The organism is Mesobacillus thioparans, from assembly GCF_965138835.1.
GTDB lineage: Bacteria > Bacillota > Bacilli > Bacillales > Cytobacillaceae > Mesobacillus > Mesobacillus thioparans.
In genome coordinates this window covers 620,597-637,902 of the sequence record NZ_CBCSFH010000001.1, presented here as the reverse complement: position 1 = coordinate 637,902, position 17,306 = coordinate 620,597, and the positions used below count along the sequence as shown (strand labels likewise).

The following is a 17,306-nucleotide window of genomic DNA, read 5'->3' as shown; positions in this document are numbered from 1 at the left end:
GAGCAACATAAATTATGAAAAGAGGATAACAGCTGCACCAACAATGAAGCAATAAATCGCAAAATACTTCAGGTTTCCACGGGCCATGATGTTCATGAACCATTTTAAAGAGAAGTAAGAGGCAATCAATGAAGCGATAAATGCAAAAAAGTATGGCAGTGCCAGATCCTTTAGATAAGGGTCTTGTAAAATGTCAGAAAAACCAAGGATCATGCCACCGAAACTGACAGGAATGTACAACAGGAAGGAAAACCTGAGTGCTGTCTCCTGTTTCATACCAAGAGCCATTGCCGCAACAATCGTTGCACCCGAACGGCTGATTCCAGGTATGAGGGCCACAGCCTGTGCGAGACCGACAATAATCGCATCCCTAAAACTTAAATCACCGTCATTTTTTCGTCCTCGCAAATTCCGGATCATCCAAAGTGCAAAGCCCGTAACCAATAACGTAATGCCGACTGTTTTTATCGAAGCAAGATTTTTCTCAATGAAGTCGCCAAAAAGGATGCCGATGACCCCTGCAGGAATCGTTCCGACAATCAGGTAGATAATGAACATAAAGTCGGATTTCGCTTCAGGATCTTTATTCTTAAGATATGCCAGTCCATTGACAATTAATCGCCAGATATCTTCCCGATAGATGAATAATACAGCAAATAATGAAGCAGTATTTACTAACAGCGCAAAACTCATACCCTTGATTTCAAGCCCGAAAAAATGCTCGGCTATTTCAAGATGGCCGCTTGACGAAACGGGAATAGGCTCAGTGATCCCCTGGAATAAGCCTAATAATATGTATTTAATCAAATCAAAAAAATTCTCCATAACGTTTTATGTTCCCCCATGTTTTTTTAAAACCCATACAAACTAATGTACAACATATCACTTATTTTTGGAAGGATAAAATAAGCATTAATACTTTAGCTGGAAAAGCAAATAATATAACAGCCGGAATACTTATGAAGGAGGAAGGCAAATGGGTCAAAGTCATCAGTTCCGTGCCGGACAAAAGGCACCCAATAATGGTATTTATATTGAGATCGGCGAAACGGGGAGCAATGTCAACAACCCGCAAAAAATCAAACTGAAAGCCGGGGACCGTTTTCCTGAAAACTCAAACCATAATCGCCACTGGTCGTATATGCCGAAATTCAAATAAAAGCAATGAAGCCATCCAGTGCGGATGGCTTTACTTTATGGGAAATTTTATTATAATGAACTTAAAGGTCAAAAAAGGTCAAAGGAGTGGTTGGGTTGGATTTGAATAGAATGACGGAAAGCCTGCAGCAGGCATTTGTATCAGCCCAGACCCTGGCTGTTCAATATAATCACCAGGAAGTGGATGATACCCATCTTTTGCTTTCATTACTTGGACAAGAGGGCAACCTGGCTGCAACCTTACTGACAGGTTTGGGGCTGAACCTCGTGAATTATCAAGAAAACTTAAATACTATCCTTGCAAAAAAACCACAAGTTTCAGGCAGTGGAGTGGAGCAGGGAAAATTATATATCACCTCGACATTGCAAAAGGTTTTGGCTCAAGGTGAAAAGGAAATGAAACAGTTTGAGGACGAATATCTGTCGGTTGAACACGTTTTACTGGCAGCACTCGAAATCGCTGGTTCCGAGGCAGGGTCTGCCTTGAGGAATTCAGGTATAACCAGGACAAAACTGTTGGCGAGGATCAAAGAGGTTAGGGGGAATCAAAGAGTGACTTCACAAAACCCAGAGGCAACTTATGAAGTTTTAAAGAAATATGGACGTGACCTAGTTGAGGAAGTCCGTTCGGGAAAGGTTGATCCGGTAATCGGCCGGGATAGTGAAATACGCAATGTCATCCGGATCCTGTCCAGGAAAACGAAAAACAATCCTGTTTTGATCGGGGAACCTGGCGTCGGCAAGACTGCGATCGTCGAAGGTCTCGCGCAAAGGATCGTGCGTAAAGATGTTCCAGAGGGCTTGAAGGATAAGACAGTATTCTCACTGGATATGAGCGCGCTGATTGCTGGTGCGAAGTTCCGGGGCGAATTCGAAGAGAGATTGAAAGCCGTTTTGAATGAAGTGAAAAAGAGCGAAGGGAAAATCCTGCTGTTCATCGATGAACTCCATACCATCGTGGGGGCAGGGAAGACAGAAGGTGCAATGGATGCAGGCAATATGCTGAAGCCTATGCTTGCCCGAGGGGAGCTTCACTGCATTGGAGCGACTACACTGGATGAACATCGAAAATATATTGAAAAAGATCCTGCATTGGAACGAAGATTCCAGCAGGTACTGGTTCAAGAACCGGACGTCGAGGATACCGTTTCAATTTTACGCGGATTGAAAGAAAGGTTCGAAATCCACCATGGGGTGAACATCCATGACAGAGCCCTTGTTGCAGCTGCCACATTATCTGATCGGTATATTACGGACAGGTTCCTGCCTGACAAGGCGATTGACCTTGTTGATGAGGCGTGTGCACTGATCCGTACGGAAATTGATTCAATGCCTTCCGAACTTGATGAGGTAACCAGAAGGGTCATGCAGCTGGAAATCGAAGAAGCTGCATTGACAAAGGAAAAAGATGATGCCAGCCGGGAACGCCTGGAAATTCTTCGTAAGGAACTCGCGAATTTGCGGGAAAAAGCGAATGGAATGAAGGCAAGATGGCAGCAGGAAAAAGAGGGAATCCATAAGGTCCAGGAAAAACGTGAACTGCTTGAAAAACTGCGCCGTGAACTGGAAAAGGCTGAAAATGACTATGACCTGAACAAGGCTGCTGAATTAAGGCATGGCCGTATTCCTGCACTGGAAAAAGAACTGAAGGAATTGGAAGTCGAAGTTAGCAATAATGAAGGTGAAAGGCTTCTCCGTGAAGAAGTCACCGAAGAAGAAATTGCCGGTATCGTGTCACGCTGGACCGGCATCCCTGTGATGAAACTTGTTGAAGGAGAGCGCGAAAAGCTTCTTAAGCTTGAGAGTATCCTGCATGAACGCGTCGTTGGACAGGATGAAGCGGTATCGCTTGTAGCCGATGCCGTCCTCCGGGCAAGAGCTGGCATCAAGGATCCAAACAGGCCGATTGGCTCGTTCATTTTTCTTGGGCCTACCGGAGTTGGTAAAACGGAGTTGGCGAAGACGCTGGCACAATCCTTGTTCGACAGTGAAGAGCATATCATCCGAATAGATATGTCTGAGTATATGGAAAAGCATGCAGTTTCAAGGCTGATCGGAGCGCCTCCTGGATATGTCGGGTATGAAGAGGGAGGACAGCTGACAGAGGCTGTCAGAAGGAACCCGTATTCTGTCATCCTTCTTGACGAAGTCGAAAAGGCTCATCCTGAAGTATTCAATATCCTACTTCAAATGCTGGATGATGGCAGGGTAACCGACTCGCAAGGAAGAACGGTCGACTTTAAGAACACTGTAATCATCATGACATCCAATATTGGTTCACACTACCTGCTTGAGAGGCAGGAAGGAGCTGAGGACATCACTTCGGAAACAAGGGACCTCGTCATGTCCCAGCTGCGGAGCCATTTCCGTCCTGAATTCCTGAATCGTGTCGATGAAATCATTTTGTTCAAGCCGCTTGCATTGAATGAAATCAAGATGATCGTCGGAAAGTTGGTTTCAACTCTGCAGGGTAGGCTGGCAGATCAGCAGATCCAGCTTAATATCACAGATGAAGCCAAAGAGTTTTTAGCTGAACATGGTTTCGATCCGGTCTATGGTGCCAGACCGTTGAAGCGATTCATCCAGAGAAGCGTGGAAACAAGGCTTGCAAAAGGAATTATCGCAGGCAGGATCAAAGAGAAGAGCCGGGTAGAGATAGGAATTGAAAATGGGGACATTGCGTTGGTAGTTGAATAATAAAGAAAAAAGTCATCCAACTGGATGACTTTTTTATGTACTTTAATGACCGTGCTTCTCTTCTGATCCGCTAGGAAGGACTGCAGGAATCACGAGGATGATAACAGTCGCCACAACAGCAAGGATCGTGCTTTGGGCCAGGTCCAATCCAACGCCAATCATAGCGCCGGCAACATAATTCAACATTAAAACAAGAAGGAAGGTCCAGAATAGAGTCCAGAAATATTTCACGATTTTCACCTCTTACATTATTAAATCTTTTCTCATCTTACCATAAGCCATCTAAATTATAAATGAAATTTAAACAAAATGAAAAGCGTTTTCATGTAATCATTCGATTTTTATGCTCCGGGGAAGTAGTATATAGATAATAGAATTCAACGGTCTTTTTAGGTCCCGCGCAAAGTGATATAATCCTCGATCCATCTAAAGGTTTTAATGGAAAAATGGGCAAACTCCCGTTCATTTCATGTTAAATAACATAAAGTATTATGAATAATCTATAGGGAAGGGGTTGGTAAAAATGGAGCGCCGGAACTTTAAACTGGATACCGAATGGAATGTGATCCATTATCCTGAAAGACCAAATGGTTTCGGTATCCTTGCGATAGGAGATGAACGACATTTTGTGAACGCCAGGAGCAGTTTTTGGACACAGAATGAAGGTAAACGTTCAATGCTGAACATATGGAAAAATAAGGGATACACTGTTTTTTACTCCAATCTTTACGGCAAGCATTGGGGCAGTGAGAAGGCTGTCGATTTGGCGATGAGATTATGCACTCATATTGACCGCAATGAAATTTTGAATCCTTCCTTCCATATAGTCGCTGAGGGCATGGGGGCCCTGGTTGCCTTGAAACTCCTAGCCATCAGCGATCACAAGGTCAGATCCCTGGTTCTGATCAACCCAATCCTCTCATTGACTACCCACCTGGAACAGGAAAAAGAGAATAAGTTTTTTTATAAAAAGATTGTCGGAGAACTTGAATCTGCTTACGAAACCGATATTGAACATCTTCTACAGCAACTTCATTGCGAGAAAACAGGCGCCGAAGGATTCGATAAAGAAACGCCGGTGAAAATCATTCAGGTGTTGTCTGGAAACAGAGCTTACAAACAATCGAATATCCTCAAGGACTTATCCATTGAATGGGAAAAAGACGGTTTGCCTATTACCATAACTTACGTGCTTCCCGAGAAAAAACTCCAGTTGGGCATGCAAATCGTACAATTTCTGTCAAAACATGAGCAAGTCCTGTAACTCCTTGCAAATATTTTCAATATTAGATTCATAGGATACAAGAGAGTATCTGCAAGGAGGAATTTAAATGGAAAGGGCAGCTATTTTTGGAGTGTACGACTTTGTAGGCTATAGTCTTTGTCGGAATTTACTTGATCTTGGCATGGAAGTTGAAGGAATCTATCCCGCTCGTGAAAAAGAGGATCATTATACAGAAGAAAAACGTTTGGAAATTGGCAGGAATGCAAACTTCTCAGAAATCAGTCTAATAGATTGGCAAGGTGAAAAAGCAGTTGATACCGTTTTTGTCGCTTTGTTTGAAGCTTTCCTCTATCAGGACCGCACACAGGATTATTTCGAGGGACTTTTGGCGATACTGGAGTCTCGGCAAGATAAAAAGCAGCAGACAGTTTTGCTCCTTCCCGCATTTATGGCCGAGGAAAAAGTGAACCTGAAAGAACTGCATTCCGGCTTGCACGACCTGATCAATAACACTAAGTCTTCCGTTCTCATAATCTATCTGCCGACGATCTTTGGACCATGGCAGCCTGAGAAGTTTTTTTTCCATAAGGCGATGAGTCAGGCAGAAAGAGACAAAGGCGAACCGGTAGTCGATCCATGGGAATGGACGGTGGATTGTGTATATATTGATGATGTAGTTGAATTCATCAGGAAAATGGCGGAATCCGGCGAACAGGGACAGTATTTACTTGCAAGCGGAGAACACGACAGATGGAAAGTATGCGCACGGGAATTGCTTGGCCAGGACCCAGACGTGCCTGAAAGCCGAATTGCGAAATTAAAGATAAAAAGGGCTATTAAAGTCAAGAAAGTGGAAAGGAACGAGGAAGTAAGCCTGGGCTTAAGCAAACAAAGGGAGCAATATAGCCGGATAAAAGACAGCAGAGTATGAAGGGATTTTCCATTAATACTTTTCAAACCATACTCCACAGAGTAAAATGGTAAAAGATTCTTTTATCGGTTCCATTTTAATAAAGCGAACACTGCAGGATCATATAGAAATAGAACAGTGGCGCAAAAAGGAGATGCATCGGATGCTGAAACGTTTCGGGCTGATATTGTTAAGCCTTCTTTTGCTTGGAGGATGCGGACAACCTCTTGCATCCGGGAAGGTGAAGAAAGTCGGTCTGCTGGTGCCTGAAACTATTGATGATCAGGTGTGGGGGACAAAGGGGTATCGGGGTCTTCTGCAAATCCAGACCCGTCTGGGGGTTGATGTTTTTTTCAAGGAAGGCATGAACTCTCAAGAAGCAGTGGAGGAAGCTGTAAAGGAGTTCGACCGTAAAGGTGTGAATCTGATCTATGGACATGGCAATGAATATGCTGCCTTTTTCAATAAGATATCAGAGGAATATCCTGATATCCATTTCATCAGTTTTAATGGCGATGCCAGAATGAAGAACACGACGAGCCTGAACTTTGAGGGATATGCCATGGGCTTTTTTGGAGGAATGGTCGCAAGCCATATGTCTAAAACAGGCAATATCGCAATCATTGCAGCATATGAATGGCAGCCTGAAGTCGAAGGTTTTTATGATGGAGCCATTTTTGAAAAAAAGGATATGAAGGTCGATATCCGCTATGTTGGACACTGGGATGATGAAAAGAAAGCGCTCGATGATCTCGACGAAGCTTTGAACGACGGAGCGGATGTCATTTATCCTGCTGGGGACGGTTTTAATGTTCCCGTTTTAGAAAAAGTGAAGGATAGCGGCTTTTATGTAATTGGCTATATTTCTGACCAATCCGATTTTGGTAAGTCGACCGTTCTGACAAGTACCGTTCAGCATGTTGACGACTTGTATGAATTAACCGCTGAGAAGTACAATAAGGACGAACTTGAATCTGGCAATTTATCATTCGATTTTCAGGACGGCGTGATCACCCTTGGGAAATTCAGCCCCGAGGTCGATTCAGATTACCGCAAGAAGCTGAACAGTTATATCAATACTTATAAAAACACCGGTAAATTACCCAATCAATGATTCAAGACTATAGGAGGCAAAGAAACATGCAAAATAATGACAAGACAATGGAATTCATGCAGATTGCGATGAAATACCTGCCAGAAGCGCAGCAGAAATTGCAGGAAGCAGGCATTGAGTTGACAATGGACAATCTCCAGCCATTTTTCACTTTATTCACAAATGTTATGAATGAAGCGTATGAACTGGGAAAAGCAGACGCTGCAAAAGAATAAGATGACACTAAAAGCTGAGGCATGCCTCAGCTTTTATCTTTATCAATGATCTGGTCAAAAAAAGGCTTTACTTTGCCCAGCAGGGGCTTAAGATCCCTGGCTGAAGTGATCAGGGTATCAACATGATACATCACTGCATCTAAATCAATCTGGTCAAGGTACTTGCTTAAAGGGGAAGAAGGCTCAGCTGGGTGGTCTTTGTTTTCTGCTATGTCCCTCTGGCCGCCAAACATGAAGCGGTCAAAATGATCGATTTCCTCTCCAGACCCCGCACTGGCTTCTTGGTCATTTCTTCTGAGCTTGAAACCAAACAGGTCTCTTGCTCTTTCATCCTCCATTTTCGTTCCCGCCTTTCTCTCTCTTTATCCTTGTAAAATTCAGCAGCTGGTGGCTGGCATGTGGCTATTTTCAGACGGAATGTCCTCACTGTCAGTCTATGAAGAATGTAGTCATCTGGACTGGGTAAAAGCGGAATTCTTATTTTTCAGTTGCAGGAGGAGAGCAGTTTCTGATAAAATTAGTACCAAGTCATAATAATTGATAATAATTAAATGGTGTTAAATAGACAGAAATCATAAGATAAAGGAGATGGGTCCCATGAATGCAGGGATAACTGGGGTTGGGCGATACTTACCGGAGAATATTGTAACAAACCTTGATTTGGAAAAAACGATGGACACTTCGGATGAGTGGATCCGCTCAAGGACGGGGATTGAAGAAAGAAGAATCGCGAATGATGATATGGATACATCGGAATTAGCTTATCGTGCTGCAGCAGATGCTATTAAAAATGCGGGTATTTCTGCTGAAGAACTTGACTTGATCTTGGTCGCTACAGTAACTCCTGATCAGCCTTTCCCAACAGTGTCATGCATGCTCCAGGACCAGCTTGGTGCGAAAAAGGCTGCAGCAATGGACTTGAGTGCCGCATGCGCCGGATTCATGTATGGGTTGGTAACCGCAAAACAATTTATCGAAGCGGGCACTTATAAGTATGCTTTAATAGTAGGTGTTGAAAAACTATCCAAGATCACGGACTGGAATGACCGGAATACTGCTGTACTTTTTGGAGACGGTGCCGGAGCTGTGGTGATGGGGCCGGTTTCAGACGGAAAAGGAGTGCTTTCGTTTGAATTGGGTTCAGACGGATCCGGCGGAAAATATCTGTATCAGGACGACTATATCGTGATGAACGGCCGCGAAGTCTTCAAGTTTGCGGTAAGGCAAATGGGTGAGAGCAGCATCAATGTCCTTGAAAAAGCGGGACTTTCGAAAGAAGATGTAGATTTCCTGATTCCCCACCAGGCGAATATCAGAATTATGGAAGCGGCCCGCCAGCGGCTGGAGCTTCCGATTGAGAAGATGTCAAAAACAGTCCATAAATACGGCAATACATCTGCCGCTTCAATTCCGATTTCACTGTTTGAAGAACTGGAAGCAGGAAAAATCAAAGAAGGCGATGTCGTGGTCATGGTTGGTTTTGGCGGCGGCTTGACATGGGGAGCAATCGCCATGCGTTGGGGTAAGTAAGCATATTAACTCGAATTAAAATAAGAGATCAGATAAAGGAGATGCAATGAATGATGGAGAAACGCAGAGTCGTAGTTACTGGAATCGGGGCTGTTACGCCTCTTGGCAATGACGCAGAATCTACCTGGAAAAATATTTTGGAAGGTGTATCGGGAATCGGTCCGGTCACAAGGCTTAATGCCGATGATTTCCCGGCAAAGGTCGCAGCGGAAGTAAAAGAATTCAATGTGGAAAACTTCATTGACCGGAAAGATGCCCGGAAGATGGACCGCTTCACACATTATGCCGTTGCTGCATCCTTGATGGCAGTCAAAGACGCGGAGCTGGAAATTACCGACGAAATTGCTCCAAGAGTTGGTGTATGGATTGGATCTGGAATCGGCGGAATGGAAACATTCGAGCAGCAGCATGAAACATTCATGAATAGAGGGTATCGCAGGGTCAGCCCATTCTTCGTGCCAATGATGATTCCTGATATGGCAACAGGACAGGTATCAATCACACTTGGAGCAAGAGGTTTCAACTCCTGTACAGTCACAGCGTGTGCGACTGGAACAAACTCGATTGGTGATGCGTTCAAGGTCATCCAGCGCGGTGACGCTGATGTAATGGTAACCGGCGGAGCAGAAGCACCAATAACAAAAATGTCTTTTGCAGGATTCTGTGCAAATACGGCCTTATCGACAAATCAAGATCCACAGAATGCAAGCAGGCCGTTCGATAAGGACCGCGATGGTTTTGTCATGGGTGAAGGCGCCGGAATTGTCGTCCTTGAGGATTTAGAGCACGCATTGGCCCGTGGAGCAAAAATCTATGCTGAAATCGTCGGCTACGGCGCAACGGGGGATGCATACCATATAACCGCACCAGCTCCAGAAGGTGAAGGCGGCGCAAGAGCGATGAAAATGGCTCTTGATGATGCAGGGCTAGCACCAGAAGAAGTTGGTTATATCAATGCACATGGAACAAGCACTGAATATAATGATAAATATGAAACAATGGCGATCAAGACCGTCTTTGGCGAACAGGCTTACAAGCTCGCAGTCAGTTCAACAAAGTCGATGACCGGCCACTTGCTGGGAGCTGCTGGAGGGATTGAAGCCATATTCACCATCCTGGCTTTGAAGGATGGGATCCTTCCGCCGACGATCAACCTTGAAACGCCAGATCCAGAGTGTGACCTTGATTATGTGCCAAACACCGCACGCAGGCAGCAAGTAACCGCAGCAATCAGCAATTCGCTCGGTTTTGGCGGACATAACGCAACCATCGCATTCAGAAAATATGAAGCTTAATGAAACCAGAGGCAACCCCTCTCGTAATAGAAGCAGAAATCCTATCCAGGGTTTCTGCTTTTTTTTGTCCAAATCCTATCCGGTCCTCTCATCCCTCTTTTATTTCATATTCTAAATTGCTTAAATCTCCCTAATATCATTGATAAAGAAATAAAGCTACTTAATGCTTCTTTTAAAAAAAGTAATGAAAGTGTAATAAAAGCACTTGCATTCTAATAATTAATAATTATCAGAATGTTTTATTTAGGCCGATAGACCATTTTTCCACTATCAAAACATTGAGATGGGCGGTGTGCAGGAAACGTGACAGCCTTATTGGAGCTAAAGAATTTAAAAACTTATTTTAAAAGGAAAAAGACAATGATTCCCGCTGTTGACGGGGTGGACCTTGTCATCAATAAAGGTGAAACTGTCGCACTTGTTGGAGAGTCGGGATCCGGAAAAAGTATCACATCTCTATCAATCATGCGATTGATTCCTAGTCCGCCAGGGGAAATTGTGGACGGGCAGATCCATTTTGATGGCCAGGATCTTGTGAACGCCACTGAGGACGAGATGTGCAAGATCCGTGGCAATGATATTTCGATGATTTTTCAGGAACCGATGACTTCACTGAATCCGGTGCTTACCATCGGAGAACAAATCACGGAAGTCCTGACATACCATCAGGGACTGAATCAGGCGATGGCCAGGCAGAAAGCGATCGAGATGCTGGAACTCGTTGGTTTTTCCCGCGCTAAGGAAATCATCAATGATTATCCTCATCGGCTGTCGGGAGGAATGCGCCAGCGGGTGATGATTGCGATGGCCATGAGCTGCAACCCAAAACTTTTGATTGCGGATGAGCCGACCACAGCATTGGACGTAACCATCCAGGCGCAAATCCTGGACTTGATGAAGGATTTGAGCACAAAGTTCGATACCTCGATCCTGATCATTACCCACGACCTTGGGGTGGTTTCCGAAGTCGCGGACCGGGTTGTCGTCATGTACGCAGGCCAGGTTGTGGAAGAAGCGATGGTGGAGGATCTGTTTGAAAATCCACTTCACCCCTATACCGATGGCCTGATGGGTTCCATACCTTCAATAGACGAAGACCATGCACGGCTTGTATCTATAGAAGGAAATGTGCCATCACCAGAGAAACTGCCAAAAGGCTGCCGTTTCGCACCTCGTTGCCCGCAAGCTTTTGAGCGCTGTTTCAGTGAAATGCCAAGCCTTGTCAAGAAATATAATACTCGTTCTGTAAGGTGCTTTCTACATGACAGCAAGGAGGTGGAGAAATGATCTCAACAAGTGAATCACTGGTAGACAAAACCACTGAAGATAGCTCCGAAACCTTGCTTGAATTACAGGACTTAAAAAAACACTTCCCGATTAAAGCTGGACTAATGCAAAAGACAGTTGGTCATATAAAAGCAGTTGACGGAATAAATTTGAAGGTGAAAAAAGGAGAGACGCTTGGGATTGTCGGAGAATCAGGCTGTGGCAAATCGACTGTAGGCCGAACGATTATCAGGCTCTATGAACCTACCGATGGCAAAATCATATTCAATGGCAAGGATATCTCCCATCTTTCAGAGAGTGACCTGAGAAGGGATGTACGCAAAAATATCCAGATGATCTTCCAGGATCCATTTGCTTCACTTAATCCGAGGAAAACCTTGAGGTCGATCATCAGGGAACCTCTCGATACCCATCATCTGTATAAAAACAAAGAAAGGGATCAGCATGTTGAGAGCTTATTGGAAAAGGTAGGCCTCAATGCATCCTTTATCAATCGATATCCGCATGAATTTTCCGGAGGTCAGCGCCAGAGAATCGGAATAGCCCGAACACTGGCATTGAACCCGGAATTGATTATAGCTGATGAAGCGGTTTCCGCCCTGGACGTCTCGATTCAGGCACAGATCATCAATTTGATGGAGGACCTTCAGGAAGAATTCGGGCTAACTTATATTTTTATCTCCCATGACCTGAGCGTTGTCAGGCATATTAGTGACAGGGTTGGAGTCATGTATTTAGGCAAAATGATGGAACTAGCTTCAAAAGCTGACCTTTATTCAGAACCGCTCCACCCTTATACACAGGCACTGCTGTCAGCTGTTCCGGTTCCAAGAAAGAAAGGCGCCATGAAGCGTGAGCGCATCATCCTGAAAGGCGAGCTTCCCAGTCCATCGAATCCACCCAAAGGGTGTGTATTCCATACAAGGTGTCCTGCTGCATTTGATCTGTGCAGACAGGTGGATCCTGAATTCAAAGAAGTCAAGAACAATCATTTTGTTGCCTGCCATTTATATACATAGGGCAGCTTCAGGATTGAAGGGAGGAGATAGGAATACCTTTCTGCTTGTCTATAATACTAGTGAAAATTTAAGGGGGAAATGATGTGAAATTAAGAAAAGCTTCATGGTTATTAATCAGTCTTACCCTGATCCTGTCGATTTTCCTTACTGCGTGTACTGGAAATTCAGCCGAGGATCCGAAAAAAACTCCTGGAGATGATGGCAAAAAAGAAGAGGAAGCTTCCGGACCGCAGCAGGGTGGGGATTTAATCATTGGTTCCACAGGGGCGCCTACCGTTTTCAACCCGCTTTATTCAACTGATACATCAAGCTCTGACATCGAAGGGTTCATTTATGACAGCCTTGTGTCTTCTGATACTGAATTCAATCCGACGATGAGCATGGCTGAGTCAATCGATATCTCTGAAGATGGGCTTACCTTTACAGCAAAATTGAAAAAGGGAATCAAATGGCATGACGGTGAGGAGTTCACTGCGGATGACGTCGTGTTCACCTTCAGCATCCCGAAAGACCCTGACTATAATGGCGAGCGCGGTTCAGCTTTCGAATCAATGGAATCAGTCAAGAAAATTGATGATTATACTGTTGAGTTCAAGCTGAACAAGAAGGATGCTTCGTTCTATCCGGTTTCACTGAGCTACTATATCCTGCCTGAACACATCCTTAAAGACGTACCTGTAGCCGAGCTTGGTGAACATGAATTCAATACGAAAAAGCCGATTGGTACTGGTCCATTCAAATTCGTTGAATGGAAAGACGGAGAGTATGTAAAGGTAGAAGCATTCGATGATTACTTTAAAGGACGCCCTTATCTTGATACGCTCACCTATAAAATCGTTCCTGATATGGATGCCATGATCGCACAAATCCAGGCTGGAGATATTCATTTTGCAGCTGGTGTGCCTGGAACTGACATTGACACAGTCAAGTCATTCCCGGGCGTGAAGGTTGAGTCAGGTCTTGCTCTTTCCTACACATATCTGGGATACAACCAGAAGAATGACCTGTTCAAAGATAAAAAAGTCCGTCAGGCCATTACACACGCAATCGACAGGGAAGCAATCGTAAATTCTGTCATGAACGGTGACGGTAAAGTCGCTGATGTTCCAGAAAGTCCACTTTCATTTGCATACAATGACGATGTTCCGAAATTTGGATATGATGTCGAGAAAGCAAAATCTTTACTGGCTGACGCAGGCTGGAAGGATACAGATGGTGACGGGATCCTTGATAAGGACGGCAAGAAATTCTCGTTCACGGTAAAAACAAACCAGGGTAACAAGGTAAGGGAAGACATTGTCGTCGTCCTTCAGGAGCAATTGAAGGAAGTCGGTATCGAAGCGAAGCCTGAAATCGTTGAATGGAGTGCGTTCATCGAGCAAATTTCAGCTCCGAACTGGAATTATGATGCGCTTGTCCTTGGCTGGAGCTTGTCGACATTCCCGGATCAGTATGACATTTTCCACTCTAGCCAGATGGAAAAAGGCTTGAACTTCGTATGGTATTCAAATCCTAAGGCAGATAAGCTGATGGAAGAAGCGAAGCAGATCCTTGACCAGGATGAATACAAAGCAGCATATGCTGAAATCTATAAGATGCTGGCAGAAGACCAGCCATACACATTCCTGTACTATCCAAATGTCCACAGGGTCATGCCGGCTAATCTGGAAGGCTATGTATTCCACGCGAAGGATGACTTTTACGAAATCTCTAAATGGTGGCTGAAAAAATAGGAATCAGGATGGAAGGGGAAGGGAGAGTCCCTTCCCCTTCAGGTTTTCAGTATCACTTGCTGACAAGCCGCTTGCGCTTTTCTTATTATCTCTTAATTTCAAAAGGAGAATTGCTATGCTATCTTATATCATTCGCCGAATCCTGATGGCCATTCCTTTGCTGCTGGGGATTACAATCGTCTCTTTCGCCATCATGAAGCTGGCCCCCGGGGATCCTGCCAGCTTGATGATGGATCCGACGATCAGCCCAGAGGACAAGGCCAGGTTCATGGAAAGATACGGACTCAATGACCCTATCCATATCCAGTATTTGAAGTGGCTCGGAGCCATGCTTCAAGGGGACTTTGGCACTTCATTGATCCGCAAAGGTGTCCCTGTAATAGAAATGATCATGAACAGGATGCCGAATACAATTCTGTTAATGGTCGTTTCAACCTTGCTTGCATTGCTGATTTCGATTCCATTTGGAGTGATATCGGCTACCAGACCGTATTCAAAGCTCGACTATTCAGTGACGATTACATCGTTCCTCGGCGTCGCAACACCAAACTTTTTCCTCGGCTTGATTCTGATCATGGTTTTTGCCGTTCAGAATAATTGGTTTCCGACAGGAGGGGTCGCGACCCTGAATGCACCTTTCAGTCTCTGGGACAGGATCCACCACTTAATCATGCCGGCATTTGTTCTGGCAGCCGCAGATATGGCGGGACTGACACGTTATACGAGGTCAAGCATGATGGAAGTGATCAAGCAGGATTATATGAGGACTGCGAGAGCAAAAGGCTTCAAGGAAAACAAAGTCATCTATAAACATGGGCTTCGAAATGGACTGATCCCGGTCATCACCATTTTTGGACTGATGATTCCTTCCTTCATTGGGGGAGCGGTCATTGTTGAAAAAATCTTTACCTGGCCAGGGATTGGCTTGTTGTTTGTGGATTCTGCATTCCAGCGGGATTATCCGGTAATCATGGGTCTGACCGTCATCTCAGCAGTGTTTGTCGTAATCGGGAATTTAATCGCGGATATCCTGTACGCAATTTTTGATCCAAGGATCGAGTATTAAGGGGAGGTAAACATGGCAAAACCAAATCTAGCTGGAAATTCTTCAGGCAGTCTGGAAATGCAGGGTGTCAACACTTCGCATGACACAATGCTTGGGATCATTGTCAGGAAATTTGTGAAAAACAAGCTTGCTGTTTTTGGAGGCATTTTTCTGATCATCATCATTGCTGCTGCCCTATTAGCGCCATTTATTGCCCCGTTTTCACCTTCCAAACAGAATCTGCTGATCAAATTGCAGGCGCCGAACAGTGAGCACTGGCTTGGGACTGACAGGTTTGGCAGGGATGTTTTTTCCAGACTCTTATATGGTGCCAGAATCTCTCTGCTGGTCGGCTTTGCATCCGTACTTGGATCGATTACGATCGGCACCTTTCTTGGAGCAGTTGCTGGCTATGTAGGCGGGATTGTCGATGCGATGATTATGAGGTTCGTCGATATCATCCTTTCGATCCCATCCATATTCCTGTTGATTACCTTGGTCACGATTTTCAAACCGGGAGTGGATAAACTGATATTAATCTTCGCGCTTCTGGGATGGACAACTACTGCCAGGTTAGTCAGAGGTGAATTCCTCTCCCTAAGGTCGAGGGAATTTGTCCTTGCATCCAAAACAATAGGAACAAAAACGCCTACGATCATTTTCTCTCATATCCTGCCCAATGCCATGGGCCCGATCATCGTCTCGGCCACTCTGGCAGTAGGATATGTAATCCTGGCAGAATCAGGTCTGAGCTATCTGGGACTTGGCATTCAGCCGCCGCACGCCAGCTGGGGAAATATGCTGCAGGACGCACAGAATTTCACTATCCTGTTAAAATCATGGTGGTATCCATTGGCACCGGGATTGATGATCCTGCTTACTGTCATATGCTTCAACTTTGTCGGGGATGGAATGAGGGATGCGCTTGACCCGAAGATTAACGAATGATTTGAGGCTGCTGAACCTTTTAAATTTCATTACCATGCTTGATCAAGTAAAGCCAGGATTCCCCCTGGTTTTTTTGTTGGGAAAATTTTCGGTGCTATTTAGGCGAATTCCAGAACGGCTCGCTGTGAACTTCATAATATAGCTGTAAAGTTGATTTCTACGGAGGGAGTAAGATGGGGTAGTCAGGACGGACGAATGGTTGGAAAAAGACTTCAACAGCCCTAAGATAATCTGTGAGAAACTCCTTGCTTATTTTGGAGGGGATGCTGATGCGAAAAAGATTTACACTTATTTGAAGAACTTTGGCATGTACAAGCCAGAACACAGGAGCAAAAAGACTTTTGAAGAATTAAAAGCAAAAAAGTACTGGTCAGCAACAGAAAAGATTTTCCGTAAATATCAAAGGAAATGGAAGGGTCCCGATATTCCGATTTTTATTTTCCCGATGGATGTCTCGAATTCCAGATTGATGAAAGAAGGGAAAGGGAAGTCAGGCTTATCTTTTATTGATAAAATGTTCATTTTCCTGACACCACTGGAAGATGTGAAAGAACTGGAGGCGCTCTTTGTTCACGAATATCATCATGTGTGCAGGATGCAGGCCCAAAAGAAAAGTCCTGATGAATACACCCTGCTCGATTCAATCATCCTGGAAGGGCTGGCTGAACATGCGGTCGCAACTCATTGCGGTCTTGAATATACAGGAGATTGGAGCAGGCGGTATTCGACAAAAACCCTCGCTGGATTCTGGGAGGAAGAGCTTGAAAAAAAGCTGTCATTAACCCGGAGCGACCGAGAACATGACCAAATCCTGTTCGGGCTGGGAAGCAGGCCGAGACTGCTAGGATATGCAATGGGATATGAAATTGTAAAACAATATAAGCAACATGGAAATTTTACTGATAAAGCATCCTTCTACTCACCTGCCAAGGAATTTACAAAGTTGCTAAAATTTTAAAATTTTACTAAGCCCAAAAAAACCCTGTTATTTCAGGGTTTTTTATTAATTTAGAAAAGTTTTAAATTTCCCAATTGAAAAATAAGTATTGCAAATGTAACAAATCTGTAATAACATTTTATTAAAATATATAGAATTTGCAGAATATTTTATTATTTAAATGTGAGAAGGT

Annotated in this window: 17 protein-coding genes; 14 read left to right on the top strand and 3 right to left on the bottom strand. The window is 44.3% G+C overall.

Going from position 1 to position 17,306, the window contains the following annotated elements; translation table 11 throughout:
• Positions 1–12: 12 nt before the first annotated feature.
• A complete protein-coding gene (locus ACNAZ4_RS03275) occupies positions 13–825 on the bottom strand; it encodes an undecaprenyl-diphosphate phosphatase (protein ID WP_415812742.1) in 813 nt (270 codons plus the stop codon).
• A gap of 151 nt (positions 826–976) precedes the next feature.
• On the opposite strand from ACNAZ4_RS03275, the gene ACNAZ4_RS03270 reads away from it, so the two are divergent.
• Complete coding sequence (locus tag ACNAZ4_RS03270) at positions 977–1,159, top strand: YjzC family protein (RefSeq protein ID WP_415812741.1); 183 nt, start codon at positions 977–979, stop codon at positions 1,157–1,159.
• Positions 1,160–1,269: 110 nt separating this feature from the next.
• Entirely contained in the window at positions 1,270–3,855 is a 2,586-nt protein-coding gene (gene clpB / locus ACNAZ4_RS03265; protein WP_415813002.1) for an ATP-dependent chaperone ClpB, read from the top strand.
• Positions 3,856–3,897: 42 nt separating this feature from the next.
• Here the strand turns inward: clpB and ACNAZ4_RS03260 are convergent, their stop codons facing one another.
• Positions 3,898–4,086 carry a YjzD family protein gene (locus ACNAZ4_RS03260; protein ID WP_415812740.1) on the bottom strand — a complete coding sequence of 63 codons (189 nt, stop codon included), beginning with the start codon at positions 4,084–4,086 and terminating at the stop codon, positions 3,898–3,900.
• Positions 4,087–4,378: 292 nt separating this feature from the next.
• Between ACNAZ4_RS03260 and ACNAZ4_RS03255 the strand changes: the two genes are divergently transcribed.
• The 4 genes from ACNAZ4_RS03255 to ACNAZ4_RS03240 all read left to right on the top strand — a co-directional run bounded on the left by ACNAZ4_RS03255 (position 4,379) and on the right by ACNAZ4_RS03240 (position 7,319).
• Positions 4,379–5,119: an alpha/beta hydrolase gene (locus ACNAZ4_RS03255; RefSeq protein WP_415812739.1), complete on the top strand. Its 741-nt coding sequence runs from the start codon at positions 4,379–4,381 to the stop codon at positions 5,117–5,119.
• Between the two features lie 67 nt (positions 5,120–5,186).
• Positions 5,187–6,011: an NAD-dependent epimerase/dehydratase family protein gene (locus tag ACNAZ4_RS03250; protein ID WP_415812738.1), complete on the top strand. Its 825-nt coding sequence runs from the start codon at positions 5,187–5,189 to the stop codon at positions 6,009–6,011.
• A 142-nt stretch (positions 6,012–6,153) separates the two neighbouring features.
• Positions 6,154–7,104 (top strand): BMP family ABC transporter substrate-binding protein, encoded by a 951-nt coding sequence (locus ACNAZ4_RS03245; protein ID WP_415812737.1) that lies wholly within the window; start codon positions 6,154–6,156, stop codon positions 7,102–7,104.
• Between the two features lie 26 nt (positions 7,105–7,130).
• Entirely contained in the window at positions 7,131–7,319 is a 189-nt protein-coding gene (locus tag ACNAZ4_RS03240) for a ComZ family protein (RefSeq protein WP_213366099.1), read from the top strand.
• A 26-nt stretch (positions 7,320–7,345) separates the two neighbouring features.
• Here ACNAZ4_RS03240 and ACNAZ4_RS03235 read toward each other — a convergent pair whose 3' ends face one another.
• Positions 7,346–7,657, bottom strand: coding sequence for a hypothetical protein (locus ACNAZ4_RS03235; protein WP_415812736.1), 312 nt, complete (start codon positions 7,655–7,657; stop codon positions 7,346–7,348).
• Positions 7,658–7,916: 259 nt separating this feature from the next.
• On the opposite strand from ACNAZ4_RS03235, the gene ACNAZ4_RS03230 reads away from it, so the two are divergent.
• The 8 genes from ACNAZ4_RS03230 to ACNAZ4_RS03195 all read left to right on the top strand — a co-directional run bounded on the left by ACNAZ4_RS03230 (position 7,917) and on the right by ACNAZ4_RS03195 (position 17,134).
• The gene (locus ACNAZ4_RS03230; protein ID WP_415812735.1) at positions 7,917–8,849 is read left to right on the top strand and encodes a beta-ketoacyl-ACP synthase III; all 933 of its coding nucleotides are present in this window, start codon (positions 7,917–7,919) and stop codon (positions 8,847–8,849) included.
• Between the two features lie 53 nt (positions 8,850–8,902).
• The gene (fabF, locus tag ACNAZ4_RS03225) at positions 8,903–10,144 is read left to right on the top strand and encodes a beta-ketoacyl-ACP synthase II (protein ID WP_415813001.1); all 1,242 of its coding nucleotides are present in this window, start codon (positions 8,903–8,905) and stop codon (positions 10,142–10,144) included.
• 303 nt (positions 10,145–10,447) lie between these two features.
• Positions 10,448–11,431 (top strand): ABC transporter ATP-binding protein, encoded by a 984-nt coding sequence (locus ACNAZ4_RS03220; RefSeq protein WP_415812734.1) that lies wholly within the window; start codon positions 10,448–10,450, stop codon positions 11,429–11,431.
• Positions 11,428–12,450 carry an ABC transporter ATP-binding protein gene (locus ACNAZ4_RS03215; protein ID WP_415812733.1) on the top strand — a complete coding sequence of 341 codons (1,023 nt, stop codon included), beginning with the start codon at positions 11,428–11,430 and terminating at the stop codon, positions 12,448–12,450. Before ACNAZ4_RS03220 ends, ACNAZ4_RS03215 begins: the two co-directional genes overlap by 4 nt.
• Positions 12,451–12,533: 83 nt before the next feature.
• On the top strand, positions 12,534–14,183 hold the full coding sequence (locus tag ACNAZ4_RS03210) for a peptide-binding protein (RefSeq protein ID WP_415812732.1): 1,650 nt from the start codon (positions 12,534–12,536) through the stop codon (positions 14,181–14,183).
• Positions 14,184–14,298: 115 nt separating this feature from the next.
• Positions 14,299–15,249: an ABC transporter permease gene (locus ACNAZ4_RS03205; protein WP_144474548.1), complete on the top strand. Its 951-nt coding sequence runs from the start codon at positions 14,299–14,301 to the stop codon at positions 15,247–15,249.
• Positions 15,250–15,306: 57 nt separating this feature from the next.
• The gene (opp4C, locus tag ACNAZ4_RS03200) at positions 15,307–16,176 is read left to right on the top strand and encodes an oligopeptide ABC transporter permease (protein WP_415813000.1); all 870 of its coding nucleotides are present in this window, start codon (positions 15,307–15,309) and stop codon (positions 16,174–16,176) included.
• A gap of 199 nt (positions 16,177–16,375) precedes the next feature.
• A complete protein-coding gene (locus ACNAZ4_RS03195; RefSeq protein WP_415812731.1) occupies positions 16,376–17,134 on the top strand; it encodes a DUF2268 domain-containing putative Zn-dependent protease in 759 nt (252 codons plus the stop codon).
• The last annotated feature ends 172 nt before the right edge of the window (positions 17,135–17,306 follow it).